Genomic DNA, 22,598 nt, shown 5'->3' with positions numbered 1-22,598 from the left:
CCGCTGGGGTGAGGATTGTCGATGGCGCGGCGGCCCGGGGTCAGGGCGCCAGGAAGTCCCGGTAGCAAGCCGCCACGACTGCGGGCTGGTCCATATGTAGATGATGTCCGCCCGGCACCACGCTCAGCTCCGCGTGGCGCACGGCGGCCAGGCGCGCCTGGCGGACCGGTTCGGGAAAGTAGGGTTGGGCCGGGTCGGCATACAGAAGCCGGACAGGGCAGGTGATCGCCGAAAGGAGCGCCGCGACCTGCGATTCGGTCAATCGGCTGGCCGCCGGGCGGGTCAGGCGAGGATCACTGCGCCAGACACGGCCGCCCTCCACTGGACGAGTGCCCCGCTCGACCAGCAGGCGCGCATTGGCCTCGTCGAGCTGGCTGGCTTGCATGCGCGCGCGCACCGCCACGGCAAGATCCGCAAATACACGCAGTGCAGCACCTGCAGGCCGGGCGCGGGCCACCGCGACGGCCTGCTGCAGGCGCGCGGCGGTGGTTTCGACCGGCTCGGCCAGCGGTCCGAGGGTCTCGATGAGTGCAAGCCGCTCGACCCGCGACGGGACCGCCGCGGCGACCAGCGTGGCGATCGCAGCACCCATGGAGTGGCCCAGCAGGGTGAAACTCTCCCACCCCAGCGCATCGGCCGCATCCAGCACTGCATATAGATGGGTGGTCAAGCCGTACTCGGCACCCACCGGCAGGTGCGCGCTGTGGCCATGGCCCGGCAGGTCGAGCAGCAGCAGGTCGAGGTCGGGCAGGTGCGGGAGCAGCGGCAGGAAGCTGGCGGCGTTGTCCAGCCAGCCGTGCAGGGCGATCACCCGGGGCCGGCCCGGACGCGCAACCCGCAAACCCGCCAGTTCGCCCCAGGCTACCGGGAGGGCGATGTCATCCGGCGTCATGCCTCTCGCCCGACCGCGCAACTCGCCAGGTGGGCCAGTGCGTCGGCGTGGGTCGGTGCGTCATTGAGACAGGGGATATAGGCAAGGCGACCACCCTTGGCCTGGAAGTGCTCGGCCAGGCCCAGGGCCACTTCCTCCAGGGTCTCGAGGCAATCCACGGCAAATCCCGGGCAGACCACATCCACCTGGCGTTCGCCGCTGCTGGCCAGGCGGTCCAGCGCCTGGATAGTGGACGGTTCCAGCCAGCGCTCGCGACCGAACCGGGACTGGTACGCAAGCGACCACTGGGTGGTGTCCAGCCCAAGCGCGGCGGCGATCGCATGCGCGCTGTCCCGGCAGCGCTGCGGATACGGATCGCCCACGTCGGCCACCCGTTGCGGCAGGCCATGGAAAGAAAACAGCAGGTGAGAGCCGCTGCCATGCTGATGCCGGTAGCGGCGAATCGAATCGGCGACCGCGGCCACCCAGCCCGCATCGACCGAGTAATCCTCGATCAGGGTCACGTCCATGCCCTGGGTCTCTTCGGCGACGACGTCGGCGACCGAAGCGGTAGTGGTGGTGGAGTACTGCGGGTAGAGCGGCAGGATCACGAGGCGGCGCGCACCCGCAGCACGCAGTTCGCGAAGCGTCGCGCGCAGGGCAGGGGTGCCGTAGCGCATGGCCGGGCGCACATGCCAGTCCGGCAGGCGCTGCTGCAGGGCAGCCGCCAGCCGCAGGGTGTGGACGAGCAGGGGCGAGCCCTCGTCCATCCAAACCTTGGCGTAGTTGGCTGCCGAACGCGGCCCGCGCAGCGGCAGGATCAGCCCGTGCAGGAGGGGTTTCCACAGCAGCGGCGGAATCGAGACCACGCGGGGGTCGCCGAGGAATTCGGCCAGGTAACGGCGCACCGCCGGCGCGGTGGGCGCTTCGGGGGTGCCGAGGTTGACCGCGACCAGCGCGGTATCGATGGCGTCGGACATGCCGGCATTCTGACAGAGCGGATGCGTCGTCGCGCCGCGACGCGCATGTGCCCGCGCGTACGCGACGGGGGGCCTCATGCACGATTCATTGAATCTTCATTAATTTCGACCCATCCGCGGCCCGCCCGCACTTACGTTCCGGAGCCCTCCGCATGTCGCGCCTGCCGAAATTCCTGTTCTCGCTGGCCGTCCTGTTCGCTGCCGGGCATGCGCTCGCCGCGCCCACCGAAGAGGAACGCGCGCGCAATGCCGTGCGGGTCCTCGCCGAGATCCAGCAGATCCCCGAGCAGTCGATCCCGGACAAGCTGCTCGACGAGGCGCGCGGGATCGTGGTCGTCCCGGACACGATCAAGGCCGGCCTGGTGCTCGGCGGGCGCCGCGGCCACGGGCTGATGTCGGTGAAAAGCGCCGACGGCACCTGGTCCAACCCGGTGTTCGTGACCCTGACCGGCGGCAGCATCGGCTTCCAGGCCGGCGTGCAGTCCTCCGATGTCGTGCTGGTATTCCGCAACGACCGCAGCCTGGACGACATCGTCAACGGCAAGTTCACCTTGGGCGCCGATGCCGGCGTGGCCGCCGGCCCGGTAGGCCGCAATGCCGCCGCCGCCACCGACGGCCAGCTGAAGTCCGAGATCTGGTCCTGGTCGCGCGCGCGCGGCCTGTTTGCCGGTGTCTCCCTGGACGGCGCGGTGCTGCAGATCGACCGCGACGCGCAGGCGCAGGTATATGGCGCCACCACGACCCCGCGCATGGTGTTCGAGGGGCGCTCGCAGGTCACTCCACCCAGTGCGGTGGTGGCGTTCCGCGACCAGCTCGAGGAGGCGACCCACAGCGCGCGCGTGGCCCGTTCCGGCGGCTCGGCTCCGGTCGCCGGCGCAGCGCCGGTCGTTTCGCACGCCCCGGCCCAGGTGCAGACCGTCGGAACCGCGCCGGCTCCCGCCGCGCCCGGCACTGCGGCTCCGGCCAGTGGTCCCGCGCCGACGCAGGGTTTCGAGCCGATCGAAGACTCCGGCACACGGACCGAACCACTGCCCTGAGTGCTGCGCTATCCTGTGGCCCTGTTCCTCTGAATCTGTGAGCGTGCCATGGGCGGCCTGAGCATCTGGCATTGGATCATCGTGCTGGTAGTGGTGCTGCTGGTGTTTGGCACCAAGCGCCTGCGCAATGCCGGCAAGGACCTTGGCGAAGCGGTCAAGGGCTTCAAGGAAGGCATGCGCGACCCGGACGAAAAGCCGGCCGGCCAGCTCGGCAACGAGCGCAGCGCCGAGTCGAAGGAACAGTCCGAGCGCGATCGCGCCGAACACTGATTCCGCGTCGGTCGCGCGCGGATGTTCGATATCGGTTTCGGCGAACTGCTGCTGATCGCGGTGGTCGCGCTCGTGGTCCTCGGTCCGGAGCGGCTGCCCAAGGCGGCCCGCTTCGCCGGGCTGTGGGTGCGTCGCGCACGCGCGCAGTGGTATTCGGTCAAGTCCGAACTCGAGCGCGAACTGGAAGCTGAAGAGCTGAAGCGCCGCATGCAGGACACCCAGGCCGCGCTGAAGCAGGCACAGACGCGCCTGCAGGACGAATTCGGACAGGCCCAGTCCCAGCTGCAGGGCGAACTCGACGCGGCGGGCAAGCAACTGGACGCCGTCCGGCGCGAGGTCGAGGATCGGCCGCAAACCCCGGACGCGCCTGCGACACCACCGCAGGAGGGAAGCGATGAATCCCGCCGGCCCTGAAGCGGACAGCGAGAGCAGCCTGCTCGACCACCTGCTCGAGCTGCGTACGCGACTGCTGCGCGCGCTGGCCGGGCTGGTGGTCGTGCTGCTGGCGCTGCTGCCTTTCGCCAACAAGCTTTACGCGTGGCTGGCCGCACCTTTGCTGGACAAGCTGCCCGAGGGCGGCCAGCTGATCGCCGTGCAGGTGGCCTCGCCGTTCTTCACTCCGCTCAAGCTGGCGTTCTTCGTCGCCCTGGTGGTGACTGCGCCTTGGCTGCTGTACCAGGCCTGGGCATTCGTGGCCCCGGGCCTGTACCAGCGTGAGAAGCGACTGGCGATGCCGTTGCTGGGCTCGGCGGTGGTGCTGTTCTACGCCGGCTGCGCGTTCGCGTACTTCGTGGTGCTGCCGTCGGTATTCGGCTTCCTCACCGCGATCAAGCCCGAGGGCGTGGCGATGATGACCGACATCAACGCCTACCTGGATTTCGTCCTGGTGATCTTCCTGGCCTTCGGCGCCAGCTTCCAGCTGCCGGTGGCGCTGGTGATCCTGGTCCTGCTCGGCTGGGTCACGCCCGAACAGCTGCGCGAGGGGCGCGGCTACGCGGTGGTGGGCATCTTCATCCTGGCCGCGCTGATCACCCCGCCCGACGTGGTCTCGCAACTGCTGCTGGCGATCCCGATGTGCCTGCTGTACGAGGCGGGCATCCTCGCCTCGCGGCTGGTCGCGCCCAAGCCATCGGACGCGCCTTCGTCCTGAGTGCGCCTCAGGCCGCCAGCTGGCCGCTGGTGGCCGTGCCGGCGGGCGCTTCTTCGCCGAACAGCCTGATCCAGGCGGTGTAGACCGCACCAGCCAGCAACGGCATCAGCACCGCCATCAGCAGCAGCTGCGCGACCCACATCGCGACGAACGGCCCGGCGACCAGCTGCACCACCAGGGTCACCAGCAGCACGCCGAAGTAGATGGCGAACATCGCCACCAGGGTCAACAGCAGGAACACCGCCAGTGCCGGCAGGTTGTGCACGCAGGCGCGCAGGCTGTCGCCCATCGCCTGCAGGCCGTCGCGACGGTCGAACAGGATCCGCGGCACCGATACGAATACGGTCAGGGCCACGGCCACCGCGGCGGCCAGGCCCAGCAGCAGCCACAGCAGGATGCGGCCCGCGGGCAGGCCGGCAACCAGCGCCTCGACCTGCTCGGGCGTCGCCTGCTGGCCGGACTGGGCGAGCGTGTTGAGCTCCTGGCTGACCTGGGCCAGGTGCTGCAGTTCCTGCGGGCCGACCAGCACCAGCAAAAGTACGCCCAGCAACAGGCCGGCGGCGACCTGCGGCAGCAGGGTCGCCAGCAACTGCGGTACCCGACCTTCGTGCACGCCCTGCAACAGGTGCGCCGGATGCGGAGGGCGGTCGTGCGCGACCTCGCGCACCGCCCACAGCAGGCCTGCGAACAGCACCGGGCCGGCCAATGCGACCAGCAGCTGCAGGATCGTGGCCAATGCCGGCACCGCGAGACCGACGGTGACCACGACCGAGGCCAGCAATCCCCACAGCGCACCCAGCGCGCCCAGCGCCACCGGCGCGCGGCGCAGCAGGGTGAAGCCGCCCAGCAACCATTCCGCGCCGTCCGAAGCCGGCAGCCTGCGTATCGTGTCCATCCCGTTCCTGTTGGGCGCCCCGGATCGGGTACGCGGTGATTTCGTAGCGGTTTCGTGCCGATTATGGGCGAAGCGCGTGCGCCGCAGCAGTGCCGCCGCGGCCAGGTTCAGACTCGGCCCGCGCGTCCGGGGGTTCCGCGCGCGTGCTGGACGAAGCGGCGCAGCAACTGGCGCGCCTGCGGCGCCGCGCTGACCTCGCGGGCGACCGTGCGCGGGCAGCGGCCATGGTTGCGCAGGCAGTCGGCGCGCGCGTTGACGTAGCCGCGCATGTGGTGGGTGGCGAACTCGGGGTGGAACTGCACCCCCCACGCCTGCTCGCCCCAGCGGAACGCATGGCAGCCGTCCTGTTCGGAACGGGCCAGCACGGTGGCGCCCTCAGGCGGCCGCAGCACCGTCTGCAGGTGGGTCGCATGGGCGGCGAACCGGGCCGGCATCGCCGCGAACAGCGGATCCTCGAACGCCGGCGGATGCAGGTCGATGAACACCGTGCCCGACTCGCGCCCGGCCGGGTTGTAGTCGACCTCCCCGCCCAGCGCGTGCGCCAGCAACTGGTGGCCGTAGCAGATGCCCAGCAAAGGCGTGCCCTGCTGGACCGCCTCGCGCATCCAGCCGGCCGTGCGCTCGCTCCACTCGGCGCGGTCGGTGACGAAGGCGGCCGAGCCGCTGACGATCACTCCCGCAAGGCCGGTGGCAACCGGCAACGCGTCGCCCCGTTCGGCGTTGACCTCGATCACCTCGTGCGCCGGCAGCCCGGCCGCGACCCGGATCCAGTGCGGAAAGCGGCCATAGCGCTTGAGGCTGTCCACCGGCTGGCCGGTTTCGACGATCAGGAAGGGCGCGCGGCGGACGGCGTTCACGGGCAGGCGGACCAGCGGAAAAGTAGCGGTTGAAACGGCGCAAACCCGCATGGGGCGGGGCTGCGCCCTATACTAGCCCGCTTTTCCGCAGCGCAATAAATGCCGATGACAGGTCCGACCTTCCAGGGATTGATCCAGGCGTTGAACGCTTACTGGGCCGAGCAGGGCTGCGTGCTGATCCAGCCCCTCGACCTGGAAGTCGGCGCCGGCACCTTCCATCCGGCCACCTTCCTGCGCGCGCTCGGGCCGGAGCCGTGGAACGCGGCCTACGTGCAGCCTTCGCGGCGACCCACCGACGGCCGTTATGGCGAGAATCCCAACCGGCTGCAGCGTTACTACCAGTACCAGGTGGTGATGAAGCCCAACCCGGACAACATCCAGGAGCTATACCTGGGGTCGTTGAAGGCGCTGGGCATCGATCCGCGCGTGCATGACCTGCGCTTCGTCGAGGACAACTGGGAATCGCCGACCCTCGGCGCCTGGGGCCTGGGCTGGGAAGTGTGGCTCAACGGCATGGAGGTGACCCAGTTCACCTACTTCCAGCAGGCCGGCGGCATGGAATGCCGGCCGGTGCTGGGCGAGATCACCTACGGCCTCGAGCGGCTGTGCATGTACCTGCAGAACGTGGACAACGTCTACGACCTGGTCTGGACGGTCGGGCCGCAGGGCGTGGTCACCTACGGCGACGTCTACCACCAGAACGAAGTCGAGCAGAGCACCTACAACTTCGAGCATGCCGACGTGGCCGAGATGTTCCACCGCTTCGACGCCTGCGAGGCCGAGGCGCTGAAGCTGGTCGAGGCGGGCTTGCCGCTGCCGGCCTACGAGCAGGTGACCAAGGCCAGCCACAGCTTCAACCTGCTCGACGCGCGCCGCGCGATCTCCGTCACCGAACGCCAGCGCTACATCCTGCGCGTGCGCAGGCTGGCCCAGGCGGTGGCCGAGGCCTACCACGCGCAGCGCGAGAAGCTGGGCTTCCCCGGCCTGAAGCGCGAGGGCGCGGCCTGATGTCCGGCGGGACGATGATCCTGATCGGCATGTACGACTCGCCGTTCACCCGGCGCGTGGCGATCGCACTGGCCCTGCTCGGCCGGGCATTCGAGCATCGCGACTGGTCGGTCGGCGCCGACTTCGACCGGATCCGCGAGTACAGCCCGCTCGGGCGGGTGCCGGTGCTGGTGCTCGAAGACGGCGAGGTACTGACCGAATCGGCGGCGATCCTCGACTGGCTGGAACACGAGCCCGGTGGCGACAGCCTGCTGCCGGCCGGCGGCGCCGGGCGGCGCGAGGCGATGCGCCTGATCGGCCTGGCCAGCGGCGCCGCCGACCGCTGCGTGGCCGGCGTGCTCGAGCGCATCTTCCATCCGCAGGAACACCGCTCGGCCGCGCTGCTGGAGCGTGGCCGGACCCAGGTCGAAGGCGCGCTGGCCGCGCTCGATGCCGCCTGCGCGGCACGCGGCGGTCGCTGGCTCGCCGGCGAGGCGATGACCCTGGCCGACATCACCGTGGCCTGCCACGCCACCTACGCCGGGCAGTCGCTGCCGGTCGACCTGGCGCGTTGGCCCGCGCTTTCCACGCACGTGGCCCGCTGCGAGGCGCTCGATGTTTTCCGCGCCCATTACGCACCGTTCTTCACCCCGCAACCGAAAGGCACCAAGGAATCCAACGCATGAAGCCGCTGCTGATCGAACTGGGCACCGAAGAGCTGCCGGTCAAGGCGCTCCCCGGGCTCGCGCAGGCGTTCTTCGACGGCGTGGTCGCAGCGCTGGAGAAACGCGGCATCGGTTTCGACGCCAACGATGCACGGCCGCTGTACACCCCGCGCCGGCTCGCCGTGCTGCTGCCGGCGGTAGCGGACGAGCAGCCCGAACAGCGCAGCGAAGTGCTGGGCCCGTACCTGAACATCGCGCTCGACGCCGAAGGCAAGCCGACCAAGGCGCTGGAAGGTTTCGCCGCCAAGGCCGGCATCGACTGGACCGCGCTGGAGCGCACCAGTGACGCCAAGGGCGAGCGCTTCGTGCACCGCGCGGTGAAGCCGGGCGCGAATACCGCGGCGCTGCTGCCGGAAATCGTCGCCGAAGCGCTTGCGGCGATGCCGATCCCCAAGCCGATGCGCTGGGGCGACCATGACTACGCCTTCGCCCGGCCGGTGCACTGGCTGGTGCTGCTGCTGGGCGCGGAGGTGGTCAATGCGCAGGTGCTCGGGGTCACGTCCGACCGCATGAGCCGCGGCCATCGCTTCGAGCACGACAAGCCGGTGTGGATCGGCCAGCCCGGCGACTACATCGATGCGCTGCGCGCCGCGCGCGTGCTGGTCGATCCTGCCGAGCGCCGCGCCCGCATCGTCGCCGAGGTCGAGGGCGCCGCGCGCCAGGCCGGTGGCCAAGCGCGCGTCACCGACGACAACCTCGAGCAGGTCGTCTGCCTGACCGAGTGGCCGGCGGCCGTATTGTGCAGCTTCGAGTCCGCGTTCCTGGCCGTGCCGCAGGAAGCGCTGATCGAGACGATGGAGGTCAACCAGAAGTTCTTCCCGGTGCTGAGCGACGGCGGCAAGCTGACCGAGCACTTCATCGGCATCGCCAACATCGAGTCGCGCGACGTGGCCGAGGTGCGCAAGGGCTACGAGCGGGTGATCCGTCCGCGCTTCGCCGACGCCAAGTTCTTCTTCGACGAAGACCTCAAGCAGGGCCTGGTGTCGATGGGCGAGGGGCTGAAGACGGTCACCTACCAGGCCAAGCTGGGCTCGGTGGCCGACAAGGTCGCGCGCGTGGCCGCGCTGGCCGAGGCCATCGCCGCGCAAGTCGGCGCCGATCCGGCGCAGGCGCGCCGTGCGGCGGAACTGGCGAAGAACGACCTGCAGTCGCGCATGGTCAACGAATTCCCGGAGTTGCAGGGCATTGCCGGCCGCCACTACGCGCTGGCCGCGGGTGAACCATCGGAAGTCGCCCTGGCCATCGACGAGGCCTACCAGCCGCGCTTCGCCGGCGACGACATCGCCCTGTCGCCGCTGGGCAAGGTGCTGGCCATTGCCGAGCGCCTGGACACCTTGGCGGGCGGCTTCACCGCGGGCCTGAAGCCAACGGGCAACAAGGATCCGTTCGCGTTGCGGCGCAATGCGCTGGGTCTGGCGCGGACGGTGATCGAGAGCGGGTTCGACCTCTCGATCAAGGCGCTGGTCGAACACGCGATCGCCGGCATCGGCCCGCTGCCGGCGGGCAAGGATGGCGCCACCGCCCCGGCCGATTCGAGCGAGCTCTACGACTTCATCCTCGACCGCCTGCGCGGCTACTACGCCGACAGGGGCGTGCCGGGCGCGCACTTCAACGCGGTGGCCGAACTGAAGCCGGCGTCGCTGTACGACTTCGATACCCGCATCGATGCGATCGGCACCTTCGCCACGCTGCCGGAGGCCGAGGCGCTGGCCGCGGCCAACAAGCGCATCGGCAACATCCTGAAGAAGGCCGACATCGCGATCCCGGCGATGGAGGATCCGGCGTTGTTCAGCGAACCGGCCGAGCGCGCGCTCGGCGAGGCCGTCGAAGCCGCGCTGGACGACACCACCGCTGCCCTGCACCAGCACGATTACGTGCGCGTGCTGAACCGGCTGGCGCTGGTGCGGCCGCAGGTGGACGCCTTCTTCGACCAGGTGATGGTCAATGCCGACGATCCGGCGATCCGCGGCAACCGCCTGGCCCTGCTCAAGCGGCTGGCCGACCGCTTCGGCGCGGTTGCGGTGATCGGGCACCTGTCGGCCTGATCGCGTTTCGCATGAAGGCGGGCTAACGGAGTCGGCACCGGCCCCGTTATCCTGCCCCCATGCGACTCCCCCTGATCCTGACGCTGCTCCTGGCCTCGGCGGCCTCGCCCGCCTGGGCGCGCGGCACGATCGACAGGGTCGAGATCCACGGGCTGGAAGCCAGCGAGGACCGCGCGCTGGAGAACAACGTGCGCCTGGCGCTGGGCGTCAACAACGAACTCGGCAAGGTGCAGGGCGAGTCGCGGCTGGAATTCCTGCTGCTCAACACCGAGCGCGAAGCCCGGCAGGCGCTGGAACCGTTCGGCTACTACTCGCCGACGATTACCGTCGACTCCCCGCGCGACGCCAACGACCGCATCGTGGTCATCGTCCGCGTCGACAAGGGCGAGCCGGTGCGGGTGCGCGATTCGAACGTGGCCATCCTCGGCCCGGGTGGCGAGGACCAGTACCTGGAACGCGACCTCGCCGCCTTCCGGCCGCGGGTGGGCGACCAGTTCGACCACGGCCTCTACGAGGCCAGTCGCGACGGACTGAGCCGGCGCCTGGCCGAACGCGGCTACTTCGACGCGGATTTCATGGAGCGCGAAGTGCGGGTGACCCGCGCCGACTTCGCCGCCGACATCGACCTGGTCTGGGACAGCGGCTTCCGCTACGACATGGGCCCGACCACGTTCCACCAGGACTTCTTCCGCCCCGGACTGCTCGACAAGCTGCTGACCTGGGAGGAGGGCAGCTACTTCCACCAGGGCAAGCTGGACCGGCTGCGCCAGTCGCTGGTCAAGCTGGACTACTTCAGCGCCATCGACATCCAGCCGCTCACCGACCAGGCCACCGACGACCTGCGCGTGCCGATCGACGTCAACCTGGTCCTGGCCAAGCGCACGGTCTACACCGCTGGCGTGAGCTACGGCTCGGAAAGCGGCATGGGCGTGCGCTTCGGCATGGAACGCCGCTACGTCAACGACCGCGGGCACAAGCTGGTCACCGACCTGGACTATGCGCAGAACCGCAAGAACCTGCTGGTGCAGTACCGCATCCCCGCCTTCGCCTGGCTCGATGGCTGGTACACCGGTGCGTTCAGCGCCTACGACGAACAGACCGACTACATCGACTTCCGCAACGTCCGCCTGCTCGCCAGCCGCAGCGGCGAGCTCACCGAGCGCTGGACCGCGGTGGCCTCGATCATCGCGTTGCGCGAGCGCTGGAGCTACGACATGGACGCGGCCACCGGCCAGCGCCTGTACACGTACTCCACGCTGTTCTACCCCGAACTGACCGGCAACTACATCGGCGTGGACAACCGCCTGTTCCCGCGCCACGGACTCAGCGCGAGCCTCGCCCTGCGCACGGGCGCCGAAGGGGTGGGTTCGGACACGAGCTTCGTGCAGGGCTGGAGCAGCGCGACCTGGTTCCAGGGCATCGGCGAAGCGGACCGGCTGATCGTGCGGGGCGAAGCCGGCGCGACCTGGACCAGCGACCTGGTCGCGATGCCGCCGAGCCTGCGCTTCTTCGCCGGTGGCGACCGCAGCATCCGCGGCTACGCCTGGCGTGAGGTCGGACCGCGCACGCCGCCGCCGGACAACTTCGCGCTCGGCGGACGCTACGTGCTCACCGGATCGGTCGAGTACGAGCACTACTTCAACGCCGGGCCGTGGGGCATGGCCGGATTCGTCGACGCCGGCGACGCCTTCGACGACAAGTTCGATCCGCACGTGGGCGTGGGCGTGGGCGCGCGCTGGCGCTCGCCGATCGGCGGCGTGCGCGTGGACATCGCGCACGGCCTCAATGATCCCGATTCCAGCTTCCAGATCTACCTGAGCCTGGGAGCCAACCTGTGAGCGCGCCGGCGCCGACGCCACCGCCGGCCCCGCGCCCGCGCTTCTACCGGCGGCGGCGCTTCTGGGCGTGGTCGGGGCTGGGCGTGCTGGCGATGGTGGTCGGCGTCGTGGTCCTGCTGTACTGGCTGCTGCAGACCGTGGCCGGGCGCGACGTGCTGCTGGCGCAGATCATCGCGCGCCTTCCCGTCGGCGCGACGCTGACGTGGGAGAAAGTCGAAGGTCCGATCGTCGGACCGCTGACGATCCATGGCCTGGACTTCCGCTACGACGACTATCGCTTCACCGCCCGGCGCGCGTACCTGGATCCGGACATCCGTCCGTTGCTGGGCCGGCGCCTGCGCCTGGATGCCTTCGAGATCGAAGGCGCCACGCTCGCACTGGCGCCCAGCGATGAACCGTTCCAGCTGCCACGCTGGCCCGAGTCGCTGCCGCCGGTGGAGATGCCGCTGGCCATCCAGGCCGATCGCATCGTCATCGACGGCCTGGCCATCAGTTCGGGCGGCGAGCAGGTGATCGACATCCGCACGCTGCGCGGCGGCATCGACATCGCCAACGGCTCGCTGCATGCCGAACAGCTGAAGATCGACAGCGATCGCGGCTTGTTCACCGTGCACGGCAGCTACGAGCCCGTGCACGACTATCGCAGCGACGTGCTGGTGACGGCGGTGCTGCCGGCGCCGCGCGGACAGAGCGCGGTGCGGCTGGGCCTGCTCGCGCGCGGCGACCTGTCGAAGATGGAAGTGGGCATCGGCGGCCGCGCGCCCGAACCGCTGCGCGCCACGCTCACCCTGGGTGGCGACGAGGATGCACCGCGCTGGCGGCTGGCCACGCGCAGCGAGGGCCTGGACCCGGGCCTGTTCACCGGGGCCGCCCCCGCACCGGAACTGATCACCTTCGACCTGCAGGCCAACGGCAATGGGGGCGATGCCCAGCTGTCCGGTCGTGCCGGGCGGGCGGGGCAGGAACTGGTGATCGCGCCCTCGCGGGTGAAGCTGGAAGAGCAGGTGCTGACCGTGGCGCCCCTGGTGCTGGAGGCCTTCGAGGGTAGCGTCGAACTTCGCGGGCGCGCCGACTTCACCGATCCGGAAGACGGCCGCTTCCGCTTCGCCCTGCGTGCGAAGGACCTGGTCTTCCACGGCGAAGACCCGGCTGCACCCCCCATCGGCGTGGATGCGGCGCTGGGCCTGGCCGGTTCGTTGAAGAACTGGGCCGCGTATGGCGACGCGACCCTGCGCCGTGGCGACCAGCAGGCCGACCTGGTGCTGGACCTGCGCGGCGACCAGTCGCAGGCGCGGATCCACGCGCTGCAGGCGAGCATGCCGACCGGAACCCTGCAGGCCACCGGCGGGATCGGCTGGGATCCGGTGCTGGACTGGGACCTGGCGCTGGTCCTGGACGGTTTCGATCCCGGCTACTTCGCACCGGGCTGGGACGGGAAGATCCATGGCCGCATCGCCACCACCGGCCGCGCGCGCGACGCCGGCGGGTTCGATGCGCAAGCCGACGTGCAATCGCTGGGCGGACGCCTGCGCGGCCGCGCACTGGCCGGCAGCGGCCGCTTCGTCCTGCGCGGCGACCAGGGCGAAGGCAACCTGTCGCTGAGCCTGGGCAACAGCCGCGTGCGTGCCAACGGGCGGGTCGGCGACCGCATCGACATCACCGCGCAGCTGCAGCCGCTGCAGCTGGACGACCTGCTGCCCGACGCCGCCGGAACGGTCGAAGGTTCGTTGCGCCTGACCGGTACCCGGCAGGCGCCGGACCTGCAGGCCGACCTGCAAGGGCGCGGGCTGCGCTGGGACGACTGGAGCGCCAACGCGGTCGACCTGCAGGGCCGGCTGCCCTGGCGCGGCGGCAATGGCGACCTCATCGTGCGCGGCAGCGAGCTGCAAGTCGGCATACCGCTGCAGAAGTTGACCGTGCATGCACAGGGCGCGGTGGAGAACCTGCGCCTGCAGGTGCAGGCCGACAGTCCGCAGGCCGCGGGCCTGACCCTGTCCGGGCAGGTGCAACGTCGCGGCGCGGGCTGGAACGGTTCGCTGGACCAGTTGCGGATCGAGCCCGATCGCGGCAATGCCTGGGCCTTGAGCGCACCGGCCGCCTTCAGCGTGGTCGGCGACCGCTTCCAGCTGCAGCCTGCCTGCCTGGCCACCACCGGCGACACCGGTGACGCGGCGCTGTGCGCGCATGCCGACTGGCCGCGCGAAGGGCTGGTCGTGAACAGCGAAAGCCTGCCGCTGACGCTGCTCGCGCCCTGGCTGCCCGAACAGGGTGGCCGCGCACTGGTGCTGCGAGGCGAACTGACCCTGGACGCGCAGATCAAGCCGCAGGGCAACCGCTGGGTCGGCGGCATCCACCTTGCCTCGCCCGATGGCGGCGTGCGCCTGGGCAACAACGCGCGGCGCGAGATCGCCCGCTACGACAACTTCAGCCTCGACGTGACGTTCGATCCGCAGAAGATCCAGGGCCGCCTCGGCAGCGGCTTCAAGGGCAACGGATACATCGACGCCACGTTCAATACCGGCTGGGAGCCGTACTCGCCGCTGACCGGCGAGCTGTACACATACATCTCGCAGCTGTTCTGGCTGGAACTGTTCTCGCCGGACCTGGTGCGCCCGCGCGGAGTCGTGCGCGGCCACATGAGCGTGCGCGGCACCCGCGAGACACCACTGATGGCCGGGCAGTTGCTGCTCGAGGATTTCCAGGGCGAACTGCCGGCGCTGGGCCTGAGCCTGACCGACGGCCAGGGCAGCCTGGACGCGCAGCCGGACGGTTCGGCGCGGCTGTCGGCATCGGTCAGCTCCGGCGGCGGCAAGATCAATGTCGACGGCAGCCTGTCCTGGTTCGGCCAGGCCACGCCGCTGCAGCTGGATATCCACGGCCGCGACGTGCTGATCGCCGATACGCCGATGCTGCGGGCCACCGCCAACCCGGACCTGCAATTCAGCATGGACGGCCCGACCATGGTCCTGCGCGGCCAGGTCGAAGTGACCCAGGCCACGGTCAACCTGGAACGGTTCGAACAGGGCGCGACGGTTTCCGAGGACGTGGTGGTGGTCGATCCGTTCGATCCCGAGGAACAACGGTCCGCCCCGCTGGACATGGACCTGGCGCTGATCCTGGGCGACGACGTCGCCATCAGCGGCTACGGCCTGCAGGGAACCATGGACGGGCGCCTGCAGGTCCGTTCGCGCCCGGGCCACGAGATGGTCGCCACCGGCGCGTTGCAGGTGGGCGGGCGCTACAAGGCCTATGGCCAGGACCTCACCATCACCAACGGACAGTTGACCTGGAGCAACAACCAGATCGCCGATCCGCGGATCAACCTGCGCGCCGAGCGCCGCGTCGGCGACGTGGTCGCCGGCATCGACGTGTCCGGCCATGCCATGGCGCCGCAGCTCAACGTCTGGTCCAACCCGTCGATGCCGCAGTCCGAGGCACTGGCCTACCTGATGCTCGGGCGCAGCCTCGAGGGCGCCACGCGCGACCAGGCCCAGCAGGTCACCGCGACTTCGGCGGCGATGTCGGCCGGCACCGGCCTGCTCGCCGCGCAGCTGGGCACCCGGCTGGGCTTCGACGACGCCGGGGTCATGCATTCGCGCGCGCTGGGCGGTTCGGTGGTGGGCGTGGGCAAGTACCTGTCGCCACGCCTGTACGTCGGCTACGGTGTGTCGATGGTCGGCGCCGGCCAGGTGGTGATCCTGAAGTACCTGCTGCGCAAGGGCTTCGACGTCGAACTGGAATCGAGCACGATCGAAACGCGCGGTTCGATCAACTGGCGCACCGAGCGCTAGCGCGCCGGCGCGCATGACCTGCGGCGGTTGTCCGCGCCGCGGGTCGCCGTTACCGTCTCCGGTCCGCTTCTGCCGATGGATCCACCGATGACGAAGAACCCGCCCGCCATCTTCCGGCCCCGGGGCCGCGTGAGCGTGGTCGCGCTTGCATGCCTGGCCGCCCTGGCCACGCACGCCCAGGCCGACGAAGGCATGTGGATGCCTTCGCAGCTGCCGCAGATCGCCGCGCAACTGCGCGAAGCCGGCTATGCCGGGGATCCGGCGGCGCTGGCCGACCTCACCAGCGCCCCGCTCAACGCGGTGGTCCGCGCCGGCGGCGGCACCGGCGCTTTCGTCTCCGCCGACGGCCTCGTGCTGACCAACCACCACGTCGCCTTCGGCGTCATCCAGTACAACAGCACGCCCGGGCGCAACCTGATCGACGACGGCTTCATCGCCGGCGACCGCGCCGGTGAGCTGCCGGCCAATCCGGATTTCCGCGTACTGGTCACCGTCGGCTTCGACCGCGTCACCGACCAGGTGCTCGGCGCGGCGCGCGGCAAGTCGGGCCGCGCCTATTACGACGCCGTCGACGTGGCCAGCAAGCGGATCGTGTCCGAGTGCGAACGCGAAGCCGGCGTGCGCTGCAGCGTGGCCAACATGTACTACGGGACCGACTTCTACCGGGTCCGCCAGCTGGAGCTGCGCGACCTGCGCCTGGTCTATGCGCCGCCGCGCAGCATCGGCAACTTCGGCGACGAGACCGACAACTTCATGTGGCCGCGCCACACCGGTGATTTCACCCTGCTGCGCGCCTATGTCGGCGCGGACGGCAAGCCGGCCGCGTTCTCGCCGGACAACGTGCCCTACCAGCCGCCGTCGCACCTGCAGGTCGCCAGCGACGGACCGCAGGAGGGCAGCTTCGCCATGCTGGCCGGCTATCCGGGCATCACCTATCGCCATCGCACCGCGGCCGAGTTCGCCGAACAGGTGGAATGGACGTTGCCGACGCGGGTGGAGGTGTTCGACTCGCTGATCGGCGTGATCGAACAGGCCGGTCGCGACAACGCGCAGGCCAGGACCCTGTATGCCTCGCAGCTGCAGTCGCTGAAGAACAACCGCAAGCGCGCGGCGGGCGAACTGGAGGGCTTGCGGCGCAGCGATGCGGTGCAGCTGCGCGGCGCCGACGAGCGCGACATGCTGCAACACACCGCGCGCGGCGACCGTCGCGAACTGGACGCCCTCGCCGGCGTGCTGGCGCAGGCCTCGGCGGTCCGCGAACGCGACCTCCTGCTGGGCCTGATGATGTCGCAGAGCCAGCTGCTGCGCTCGGCGCTGACCCTGGAACGCCTGCGGATCGAGGCGGCCAAGCCCGACGAAACCCGCGAGGCCGGTTACCAGGCGCGCGACCTGGCCCTGATCGAAGGCACCTTGAAGCAGGTCCAGCGACGCTACGACCGCGCGGTGGAGACGGCCCTGCTCACCGCGCTGCTCGGCCGCTACCAGAGCCTGCCCGATGCGCAGCGCCTGCCCGAGTTCGATGCCGCGTTCGGCCGCACCCCGGCCGCGCTGGCCGCAGCACTGGACACGCTGTACGCCGGCACCACCCTCGGCGACGAGGCGGTGCGCCTGGCGGCCCTGGCCACCGCTCGCGAGGGCCGCGCGCTGCCTGCCGATCCGCTGCTGGCGCTGGCCGCCAGGCTCGTGCCGGCGCAGGTCCGCCTGGAGGACGAGCGCAAGGCGCGCGAAGGCGAGTTGCTGCGCCAGCGCCCGCTGTACATGGACGTGCTGGCCGCCTGGCGCGCGCACCAGGGCCGCCCGCTGTATCCGGATGCCAACGGCACCCTGCGGGTCAGCTACGGTCGCCTGGAAAGCCTGCAACCGCGCGACGCCGTGACCTACGCACCGGTGACGACCGTGCAGGGCATCACGCAGAAGAATACCGGCCAGGTCCCGTTCGACGCCCCGCGCCCGCTGCTGGACGCGATCGCCCGTGGCGACTTCGGCGCGACCGCCGATCCGGCGCTGGGCACGCAGACGGTCAACTTCCTCACCAACCTGGACACGACCGGCGGCAACTCCGGCTCGCCGGTGCTCAACGCCCGCGGCGAGCTGGTCGGCCTGAACTTCGACAGCAACTGGGAGGCGGTCAGCGCCAGCTGGTGGTTCGACCCGCGCTACAAGCGCGCCGTGCATGTCGACATGCGTTACATGCGCTGGCTGATGGAGAAGGTCTACCCGGCGCCGCATGTGCTGCGGGAGATGGGATTGTAGGTCGCCCTGCCGGCGTGCGCACCGCGCGCGCGCCGGCTTGTCAACGGCTTACATCGGCGCAGGCAGGGCGCGACAATCGGATTCCGCTATTGCACCGCAGACACCGCCGTCCATGACCGAAGTTTCCGCCGCGCTCGCGCGCAAGATCGCCCAGACCATCGCCGACGAGATCGGCGCGCAGGCCGCGCAGGTCGTCGCCGCCGTCGAGCTGCTCGACGAGGGCGCGACCGTGCCGTTCATCGCCCGCTACCGCAAGGAAGTCACCGGCGGCCTGGATGACACCCAGCTGCGAAACCTCGAAGCGCGCCTGGGTTACCTGCGCGAGATGGAAGACCGGCGCGCGTCGATCCTGGCCAGCATCGACGAGCAGGGCAAGCTGACCGACGAACTGCGCGGCGAGATCGAGGCCGCCGACAGCAAGTCGCGCCTGGAAGACCTCTACCTGCCGTACAAGCAGAAGCGCCGCACGCGCGCCCAGATCGCGCGCGAGGCCGGGCTGGAGCCGCTGGCCGACGGCCTCCTCGCAGATCCCACCCGCGTACCGGAGGAGTTTGCCGCTTCGTTCGTCGACGCCGACAAGGGCGTGGCCGATGCGAAGGCCGCGCTGGAAGGCGCGCGCGCGATCCTGATCGAGCGCTGGGGCGAAGATGCCGCGCTGCTCGGCGAACTGCGCGGCTGGCTCGAAGGCAATGGCGTGATCCGGGCCAAGGTAGTGGAAGGCAAGGAAGCGGCCGGCGAAAAATTCCGCGACTACTTCGACCACGCCGAGCCGCTGGCGAAGATTCCCTCGCACCGGCTGCTGGCCCTGTTCCGCGGGCGCCGCGAGGAATTCCTGCAGTTGGAACTTGAACCGGGCAGCGATGTCGAGGCCGGCAATGCCTATGCCGAGGGCCGCATCGCGCTGCAGGCCGGCATCGCCGACCGCGGTCGCGCCGCCGATGCCTGGCTGCGCAACGCGACCCGCCTGGCCTGGCGAGCGAAGATCCACTTGCACCTGCTGCTGGACCTGTTCAATCAGGCACGCGAGAAGGCCGAAGCCGAGGCGATCGCGGTGTTCGGCGACAATCTCAAGGATCTGCTGCTGGCCGCGCCGGCGGGACCGAAGGCCGTGCTCGGCCTCGATCCCGGCCTGCGCACCGGCGTGAAGGTCGCGGTGGTCGATGCCACCGGCAAGCTGGTCGCCACCGACACCATCTACCCGCACGAGCCACGTCGCCAGTGGGACGCTTCGCTGGCCTCGCTGCGCAAGCTGTGCGTCGCCCATGGCGTGGAACTGATTGCGATCGGCAACGGCACCGCGTCGCGCGAGACCGACAAGCTGGCCGGTGACCTGCTCAAGCTGGTCCCGGAACTCAAGGCGCAGAAGGTCGTGGTCAGCGAGGCGGGCGCGTCGGTGTATTCGGCCTCCGAACTGGCGGCGAAGGAGTTCCCGAACCTCGATGTCTCCATCCGCGGTGCGGTCTCGATCGCGCGCCGCCTGCAGGATCCGCTGGCCGAACTGGTCAAGATCGAGCCCAAGGCCATTGGCGTGGGCCAGTACCAGCACGACGTGGACCAGTACCGCCTGGCGCGCGCACTCGATGCGCGCGTCGAGGACTGCGTCAACGCGGTCGGCGTGGACGTGAACACCGCTTCGGCGGCGTTGCTGGCGCGGGTGTCGGGCCTGTCGTCGACGGTGGCCGAGAACATCGTCAGCCATCGCGACCAGAACGGCGCCTTCGCCTCGCGCAAGGCGCTGCTCAAGGTGCCGCGACTGGGCGACAAGACCTTCGAACAATGCGCCGGCTTCCTGCGCATCGCCGATGGCGAGCAGCCGCTGGACGCATCCTCGGTGCACCCGGAAGCCTATCCGGTGGTCGAGCGGATCCTGGCTGGCAGCGGCCGCGGGGTGAAGCAGATCATCGGCGACAGCAGTTTCCTGCGCGCGCTCAAGGCCGAGCAGTTCACCGACGAAAAGTTCGGCCTGCCGACCGTGCGCGACATCCTCAAGGAACTGGAGAAGCCCGGCCGCGATCCGCGCCCGGAGTTCAAGGCGGCCAAGTTCGCCGACGGGGTGGAGGACATCAAGGACCTGCGCCCGGGCATGGTGCTGGAAGGCGTGGTCAGCAATGTCGCCGCGTTCGGCGCGTTCGTTGACATCGGCGTGCACCAGGACGGACTGGTCCACATCTCCGCGCTGTCGGACAAGTTCGTGAAGGATCCGCGCGAGGTGGTGAAGGCCGGCGACATCGTCAAGGTCAAGGTGCTGGACGTCGACGTGGCGCGCAAGCGCATCGCCCTGACCCGGCGCATGGACGACGAACCCGGCCAGGCGGCACCACGGCCCAGCGAACGCGATGCCGCACGACGCGATGCGGGCCGTCCCGGCGCGCCGCGCGATGCACGTGGCAATGATCGCAATCGCGGCGGCGGCGCGAAGCCGGCGCAGCAGGCTGCGCCGTTCAACAGCGCCATGGCCGACGCGCTCAAGGGCCTGCGTCGCGACTGATGCGTGGTGCCGGGCTCGCCCGGCTGACCACGCCCGGGTGATGGGCCGAAGAGCAGCGGGGAGGGCCCTGCTCTACCGTCAGGCCACGGCCTTGCTGAATTCGTCGTACGCCGCCTGCGCATTGGCGGCGTACATCAGCGACGGCCCGCCGCCCATGTAGACGGCTACGCCCAGCATCTCGCGGAACTCCTCCGGCGTGGCGCCCAGCCGCACCAGCGCCTTGGCGTGGAAGCCGAGGCAGCCGTCGCAGCGGTTGGCCACGCCGATCGCCATGGCGATCAACTCCTTGGTCTTCTCGTCCAGCGCGCCCGGCGCCATCGCCGCCTTGCTCAGCGCACCGAATCCCTGCATCACGTCCGCGTTGTGCGTGCGCAGCGGGCCCAGGTTGCGCGAGATGCCGCGGGTCAGGTCCTGGTAGGACAGGTCGTTCATGTGGGCTCTCCGGATTGGCGGCGGTTGCCGATCCCGCAATCATATTAGCATTTGCTAATTTAGCAAGCACTGATATGATAGCGGCATGAGCCCGACCCGCCAGGATCGAAAATTCATGCAGCACGGGGCCGAACAGGCCGCGGCGATGCTGCGCACGCTGGGCAACGAACAGCGCCTGCTGCTGCTGTGCCTGCTGATGGAGCATGGCGAGATGACCGTGGGCCAGATGCAGGCGCAGGTGGACCTGAGCCAGTCGGCCCTGTCCCAGCACCTGGCCCGCATGCGCGAGGACGGCCTGGTGGTCGCCCGCCGCGAGGCGCAGTCCGCCTACTACCGCATCGACGATCCGCGCGTGGAGACCCTGGTGGCCGCGCTCAAGTCGGTGTTCTGTCCCTGAGACGCGAGCCACTTCCCATGCAGACAGTATCCCCGCGCGAAGCCCGTGCACTCCTCGACCAAGGCGCGCTGCTGGTCGACATCCGCGAAGTGGACGAGCACGCGCGCGAGCACATCGACGGCGCGTGCTGCGTGCCGCTGGCGCGGCTGGCCGACGCGCCCGCACTGCACGGCGCGAGCGGAATCGTGCTGTTCCATTGCCGCTCCGGTATGCGTACGCGGGCCAATGCCGGCGCGCTGCAGGCGGCCACCGCCGGTTGCACGGCGTATGTCGTCGATGGCGGCATCGATGCGTGGAAACGGGCCGGCCTGCCGGTGACGCACGATGCCCGGGCTCCGTTGGAACTCATGCGCCAGGTCCAGATCGCCGCCGGCAGCCTGGTGCTGCTCGGCACCGTGCTGGCGACGATGGTCTCGCCGTGGTTCCTGCTGCTGAGCGGCTTTGTCGGCGCTGGACTGGTGTTTGCCGGGATATCCGGCTTCTGCGGCATGGCGCTGCTGCTGGCACGCATGCCCTGGAACCGCGCGATCCGCTGAGGCCGCACTCGCCGCACCGACGCCGTTGCATCCAACCGGCGCTATTCGGCCCACTCGCGGTCGGTGGTGAAGGCGATCGTCAGCCAGCGGTCCGGTGAATCGTCGCCGATCGCCTCGCCGATCTCGTCGCGCAGCGCATCCCACTCCTCCAGCGTGCGCGCAGGCCAGCCCGCGGGCGCGATGAAGTACAGCTCGATCTGCCGCCCGCGGCCGACCTTGGCCACGTAGGCGCGATGCGACAGGAAGCCGTGGCGCTCGACCACGGCCTGCGCGACCGCGTCCACGTGCTGCTTCAATGCGGTGGGCGTGACCAGCAGGATCTCCTCCAGCGCGCGGCGCACCACGCCCAGCGGGATCGGGAAGATCACCAGGCACACCAGCGCCAGCACGGCCGGGTCGACATACGGCGACATCCATTCCAGCGAGGTGCCCTGGATCGCCAGGCCGACGATGAAGGCCACCAGCAAAGCGGCGGTGATCGCAGCCGACATCAGCCAGCCGCGGATATCCATCGCTACCAGCTCCGAGCGCAGGTGGCGGTTGGCGCGACGTCCGTACCAGGCCATGCCCAGGCTGATCAGCACGGTGGCGATGGCGTAGACGATGGCCTGGCCGAACTGCAACGGCCGTCCCCCCGTCAGGAAACTTCCGATCGCGTTGATGAAGGCGTACACCGCGGCACCGGACAGCAGCAGGCCGGTGGCGCCCAGCACCATCGGCTCCAGGTGCCAGAAGCCCATCGTGAACTTCTCGGCCAGGCGCCGGTTCTGCGATCCGCTGGCGTTGTATCCGGCGATGAGGTTGACCACCAGCAGGGCCACCAGGCTGGTGGCACCGTCGGCCAGCGAGTAGATGCCGTCGAACACGATGGCGTAGGAGCCCGACATCAGGCCGAACACGATGCCCAGCGCGGCGACCACCGCAGTGGCGGCGATGGAGAAGCGCAACACGCGCTGCTCGCCGCCAGCGACCGGTGTGTCCTGCGGGAGGCCGGACGGAACGCTCATGGCCCTAGCCTGCCCGAGCGGCCGGGCCGGCGCCAGCCG

18 protein-coding genes and 1 pseudogene are annotated in these 22,598 nt (G+C 69.9%); 13 read left to right on the top strand and 6 right to left on the bottom strand.

Annotation, left to right across the window (positions count from 1 at the left end; genetic code table 11):
• Nucleotides 1-40 precede the first annotated feature (40 nt).
• Nucleotides 41-892, bottom strand: coding sequence for an alpha/beta fold hydrolase (locus tag MNQ95_RS07185; RefSeq protein WP_241954237.1), 852 nt, complete (start codon nucleotides 890-892; stop codon nucleotides 41-43).
• A complete protein-coding gene (gene hemH / locus MNQ95_RS07180) occupies nucleotides 889-1,851 on the bottom strand; it encodes a ferrochelatase (RefSeq protein ID WP_241954236.1) in 963 nt (320 codons plus the stop codon). The genes MNQ95_RS07185 and hemH overlap by 4 nt, the downstream gene beginning before the upstream one ends.
• 152 nt (nucleotides 1,852-2,003) lie before the next feature.
• Here hemH and MNQ95_RS07175 point away from each other — a divergent pair, with 152 nt between their 5' ends.
• The 4 genes and pseudogenes from MNQ95_RS07175 (at nucleotide 2,004) to tatC (ending at nucleotide 4,308) form a co-directional block, all read left to right on the top strand.
• Nucleotides 2,004-2,888: a lipid-binding SYLF domain-containing protein gene (locus MNQ95_RS07175; protein ID WP_162410336.1), complete on the top strand. Its 885-nt coding sequence runs from the start codon at nucleotides 2,004-2,006 to the stop codon at nucleotides 2,886-2,888.
• Between the two features lie 48 nt (nucleotides 2,889-2,936).
• The gene (gene tatA / locus MNQ95_RS07170) at nucleotides 2,937-3,158 is read left to right on the top strand and encodes a Sec-independent protein translocase subunit TatA (RefSeq protein WP_162410335.1); all 222 of its coding nucleotides are present in this window, start codon (nucleotides 2,937-2,939) and stop codon (nucleotides 3,156-3,158) included.
• A gap of 21 nt (nucleotides 3,159-3,179) precedes the next feature.
• Nucleotides 3,180-3,393: pseudogene (gene tatB, locus MNQ95_RS07165) on the top strand (Sec-independent protein translocase protein TatB); the annotation flags it as partial.
• A 159-nt stretch (nucleotides 3,394-3,552) separates the two neighbouring features.
• The gene (tatC, locus tag MNQ95_RS07160) at nucleotides 3,553-4,308 is read left to right on the top strand and encodes a twin-arginine translocase subunit TatC (protein WP_162410333.1); all 756 of its coding nucleotides are present in this window, start codon (nucleotides 3,553-3,555) and stop codon (nucleotides 4,306-4,308) included.
• A 7-nt stretch (nucleotides 4,309-4,315) separates the two neighbouring features.
• Here tatC and MNQ95_RS07155 read toward each other — a convergent pair whose 3' ends face one another.
• Both MNQ95_RS07155 and MNQ95_RS07150 read right to left on the bottom strand, forming a co-directional pair.
• A complete protein-coding gene (locus MNQ95_RS07155) occupies nucleotides 4,316-5,203 on the bottom strand; it encodes a BPSS1780 family membrane protein (RefSeq protein ID WP_162410332.1) in 888 nt (295 codons plus the stop codon).
• Nucleotides 5,204-5,310: 107 nt separating this feature from the next.
• Nucleotides 5,311-6,060 carry a glutamine amidotransferase gene (locus MNQ95_RS07150; RefSeq protein WP_238390341.1) on the bottom strand — a complete coding sequence of 250 codons (750 nt, stop codon included), beginning with the start codon at nucleotides 6,058-6,060 and terminating at the stop codon, nucleotides 5,311-5,313.
• Nucleotides 6,061-6,165: 105 nt separating this feature from the next.
• Here MNQ95_RS07150 and glyQ point away from each other — a divergent pair, with 105 nt between their 5' ends.
• The 7 genes from glyQ (at nucleotide 6,166) to MNQ95_RS07115 (ending at nucleotide 20,187) form a co-directional block, all read left to right on the top strand.
• Entirely contained in the window at nucleotides 6,166-7,068 is a 903-nt protein-coding gene (glyQ, locus tag MNQ95_RS07145) for a glycine--tRNA ligase subunit alpha (RefSeq protein ID WP_425501335.1), read from the top strand.
• Entirely contained in the window at nucleotides 7,068-7,733 is a 666-nt protein-coding gene (locus tag MNQ95_RS07140) for a glutathione S-transferase family protein (RefSeq protein ID WP_238390340.1), read from the top strand. Before glyQ ends, MNQ95_RS07140 begins: the two co-directional genes overlap by 1 nt.
• Nucleotides 7,730-9,817, top strand: a complete 2,088-nt coding sequence (gene glyS / locus MNQ95_RS07135) for a glycine--tRNA ligase subunit beta (RefSeq protein ID WP_162410329.1) — start codon at nucleotides 7,730-7,732, stop codon at nucleotides 9,815-9,817. The genes MNQ95_RS07140 and glyS overlap by 4 nt, the downstream gene beginning before the upstream one ends.
• A 59-nt stretch (nucleotides 9,818-9,876) precedes the next feature.
• Entirely contained in the window at nucleotides 9,877-11,655 is a 1,779-nt protein-coding gene (locus MNQ95_RS07130) for an autotransporter assembly complex protein TamA (RefSeq protein WP_162410328.1), read from the top strand.
• Complete coding sequence (locus MNQ95_RS07125) at nucleotides 11,652-15,446, top strand: translocation/assembly module TamB domain-containing protein (protein ID WP_241954235.1); 3,795 nt, start codon at nucleotides 11,652-11,654, stop codon at nucleotides 15,444-15,446. Before MNQ95_RS07130 ends, MNQ95_RS07125 begins: the two co-directional genes overlap by 4 nt.
• 87 nt (nucleotides 15,447-15,533) lie before the next feature.
• On the top strand, nucleotides 15,534-17,699 hold the full coding sequence (locus MNQ95_RS07120; RefSeq protein ID WP_425605723.1) for a S46 family peptidase: 2,166 nt from the start codon (nucleotides 15,534-15,536) through the stop codon (nucleotides 17,697-17,699).
• Nucleotides 17,700-17,811: 112 nt separating this feature from the next.
• Nucleotides 17,812-20,187, top strand: a complete 2,376-nt coding sequence (locus MNQ95_RS07115; protein WP_241954234.1) for a Tex family protein — start codon at nucleotides 17,812-17,814, stop codon at nucleotides 20,185-20,187.
• A gap of 78 nt (nucleotides 20,188-20,265) precedes the next feature.
• Here MNQ95_RS07115 and MNQ95_RS07110 read toward each other — a convergent pair whose 3' ends face one another.
• A complete protein-coding gene (locus MNQ95_RS07110) occupies nucleotides 20,266-20,619 on the bottom strand; it encodes a carboxymuconolactone decarboxylase family protein (protein WP_162410324.1) in 354 nt (117 codons plus the stop codon).
• A gap of 85 nt (nucleotides 20,620-20,704) precedes the next feature.
• Here MNQ95_RS07110 and MNQ95_RS07105 point away from each other — a divergent pair, with 85 nt between their 5' ends.
• Nucleotides 20,705-21,016 carry an ArsR/SmtB family transcription factor gene (locus tag MNQ95_RS07105; protein ID WP_162410323.1) on the top strand — a complete coding sequence of 104 codons (312 nt, stop codon included), beginning with the start codon at nucleotides 20,705-20,707 and terminating at the stop codon, nucleotides 21,014-21,016.
• A gap of 17 nt (nucleotides 21,017-21,033) precedes the next feature.
• Nucleotides 21,034-21,552, top strand: a complete 519-nt coding sequence (locus MNQ95_RS07100) for a rhodanese family protein (RefSeq protein WP_241954233.1) — start codon at nucleotides 21,034-21,036, stop codon at nucleotides 21,550-21,552.
• A 41-nt stretch (nucleotides 21,553-21,593) separates the two neighbouring features.
• Here MNQ95_RS07100 and MNQ95_RS07095 read toward each other — a convergent pair whose 3' ends face one another.
• Nucleotides 21,594-22,559, bottom strand: a complete 966-nt coding sequence (locus tag MNQ95_RS07095) for a cation diffusion facilitator family transporter (protein ID WP_162410321.1) — start codon at nucleotides 22,557-22,559, stop codon at nucleotides 21,594-21,596.
• Nucleotides 22,560-22,598 lie beyond the last annotated feature (39 nt).

Source organism: Pseudoxanthomonas daejeonensis, from assembly GCF_022637495.1.
In the GTDB taxonomy this organism is placed as follows: domain Bacteria; phylum Pseudomonadota; class Gammaproteobacteria; order Xanthomonadales; family Xanthomonadaceae; genus Pseudoxanthomonas; species Pseudoxanthomonas daejeonensis.
Note: the sequence above shows the minus strand (reverse complement) of the source record. Positions and strands in the feature narration are given on the sequence as shown.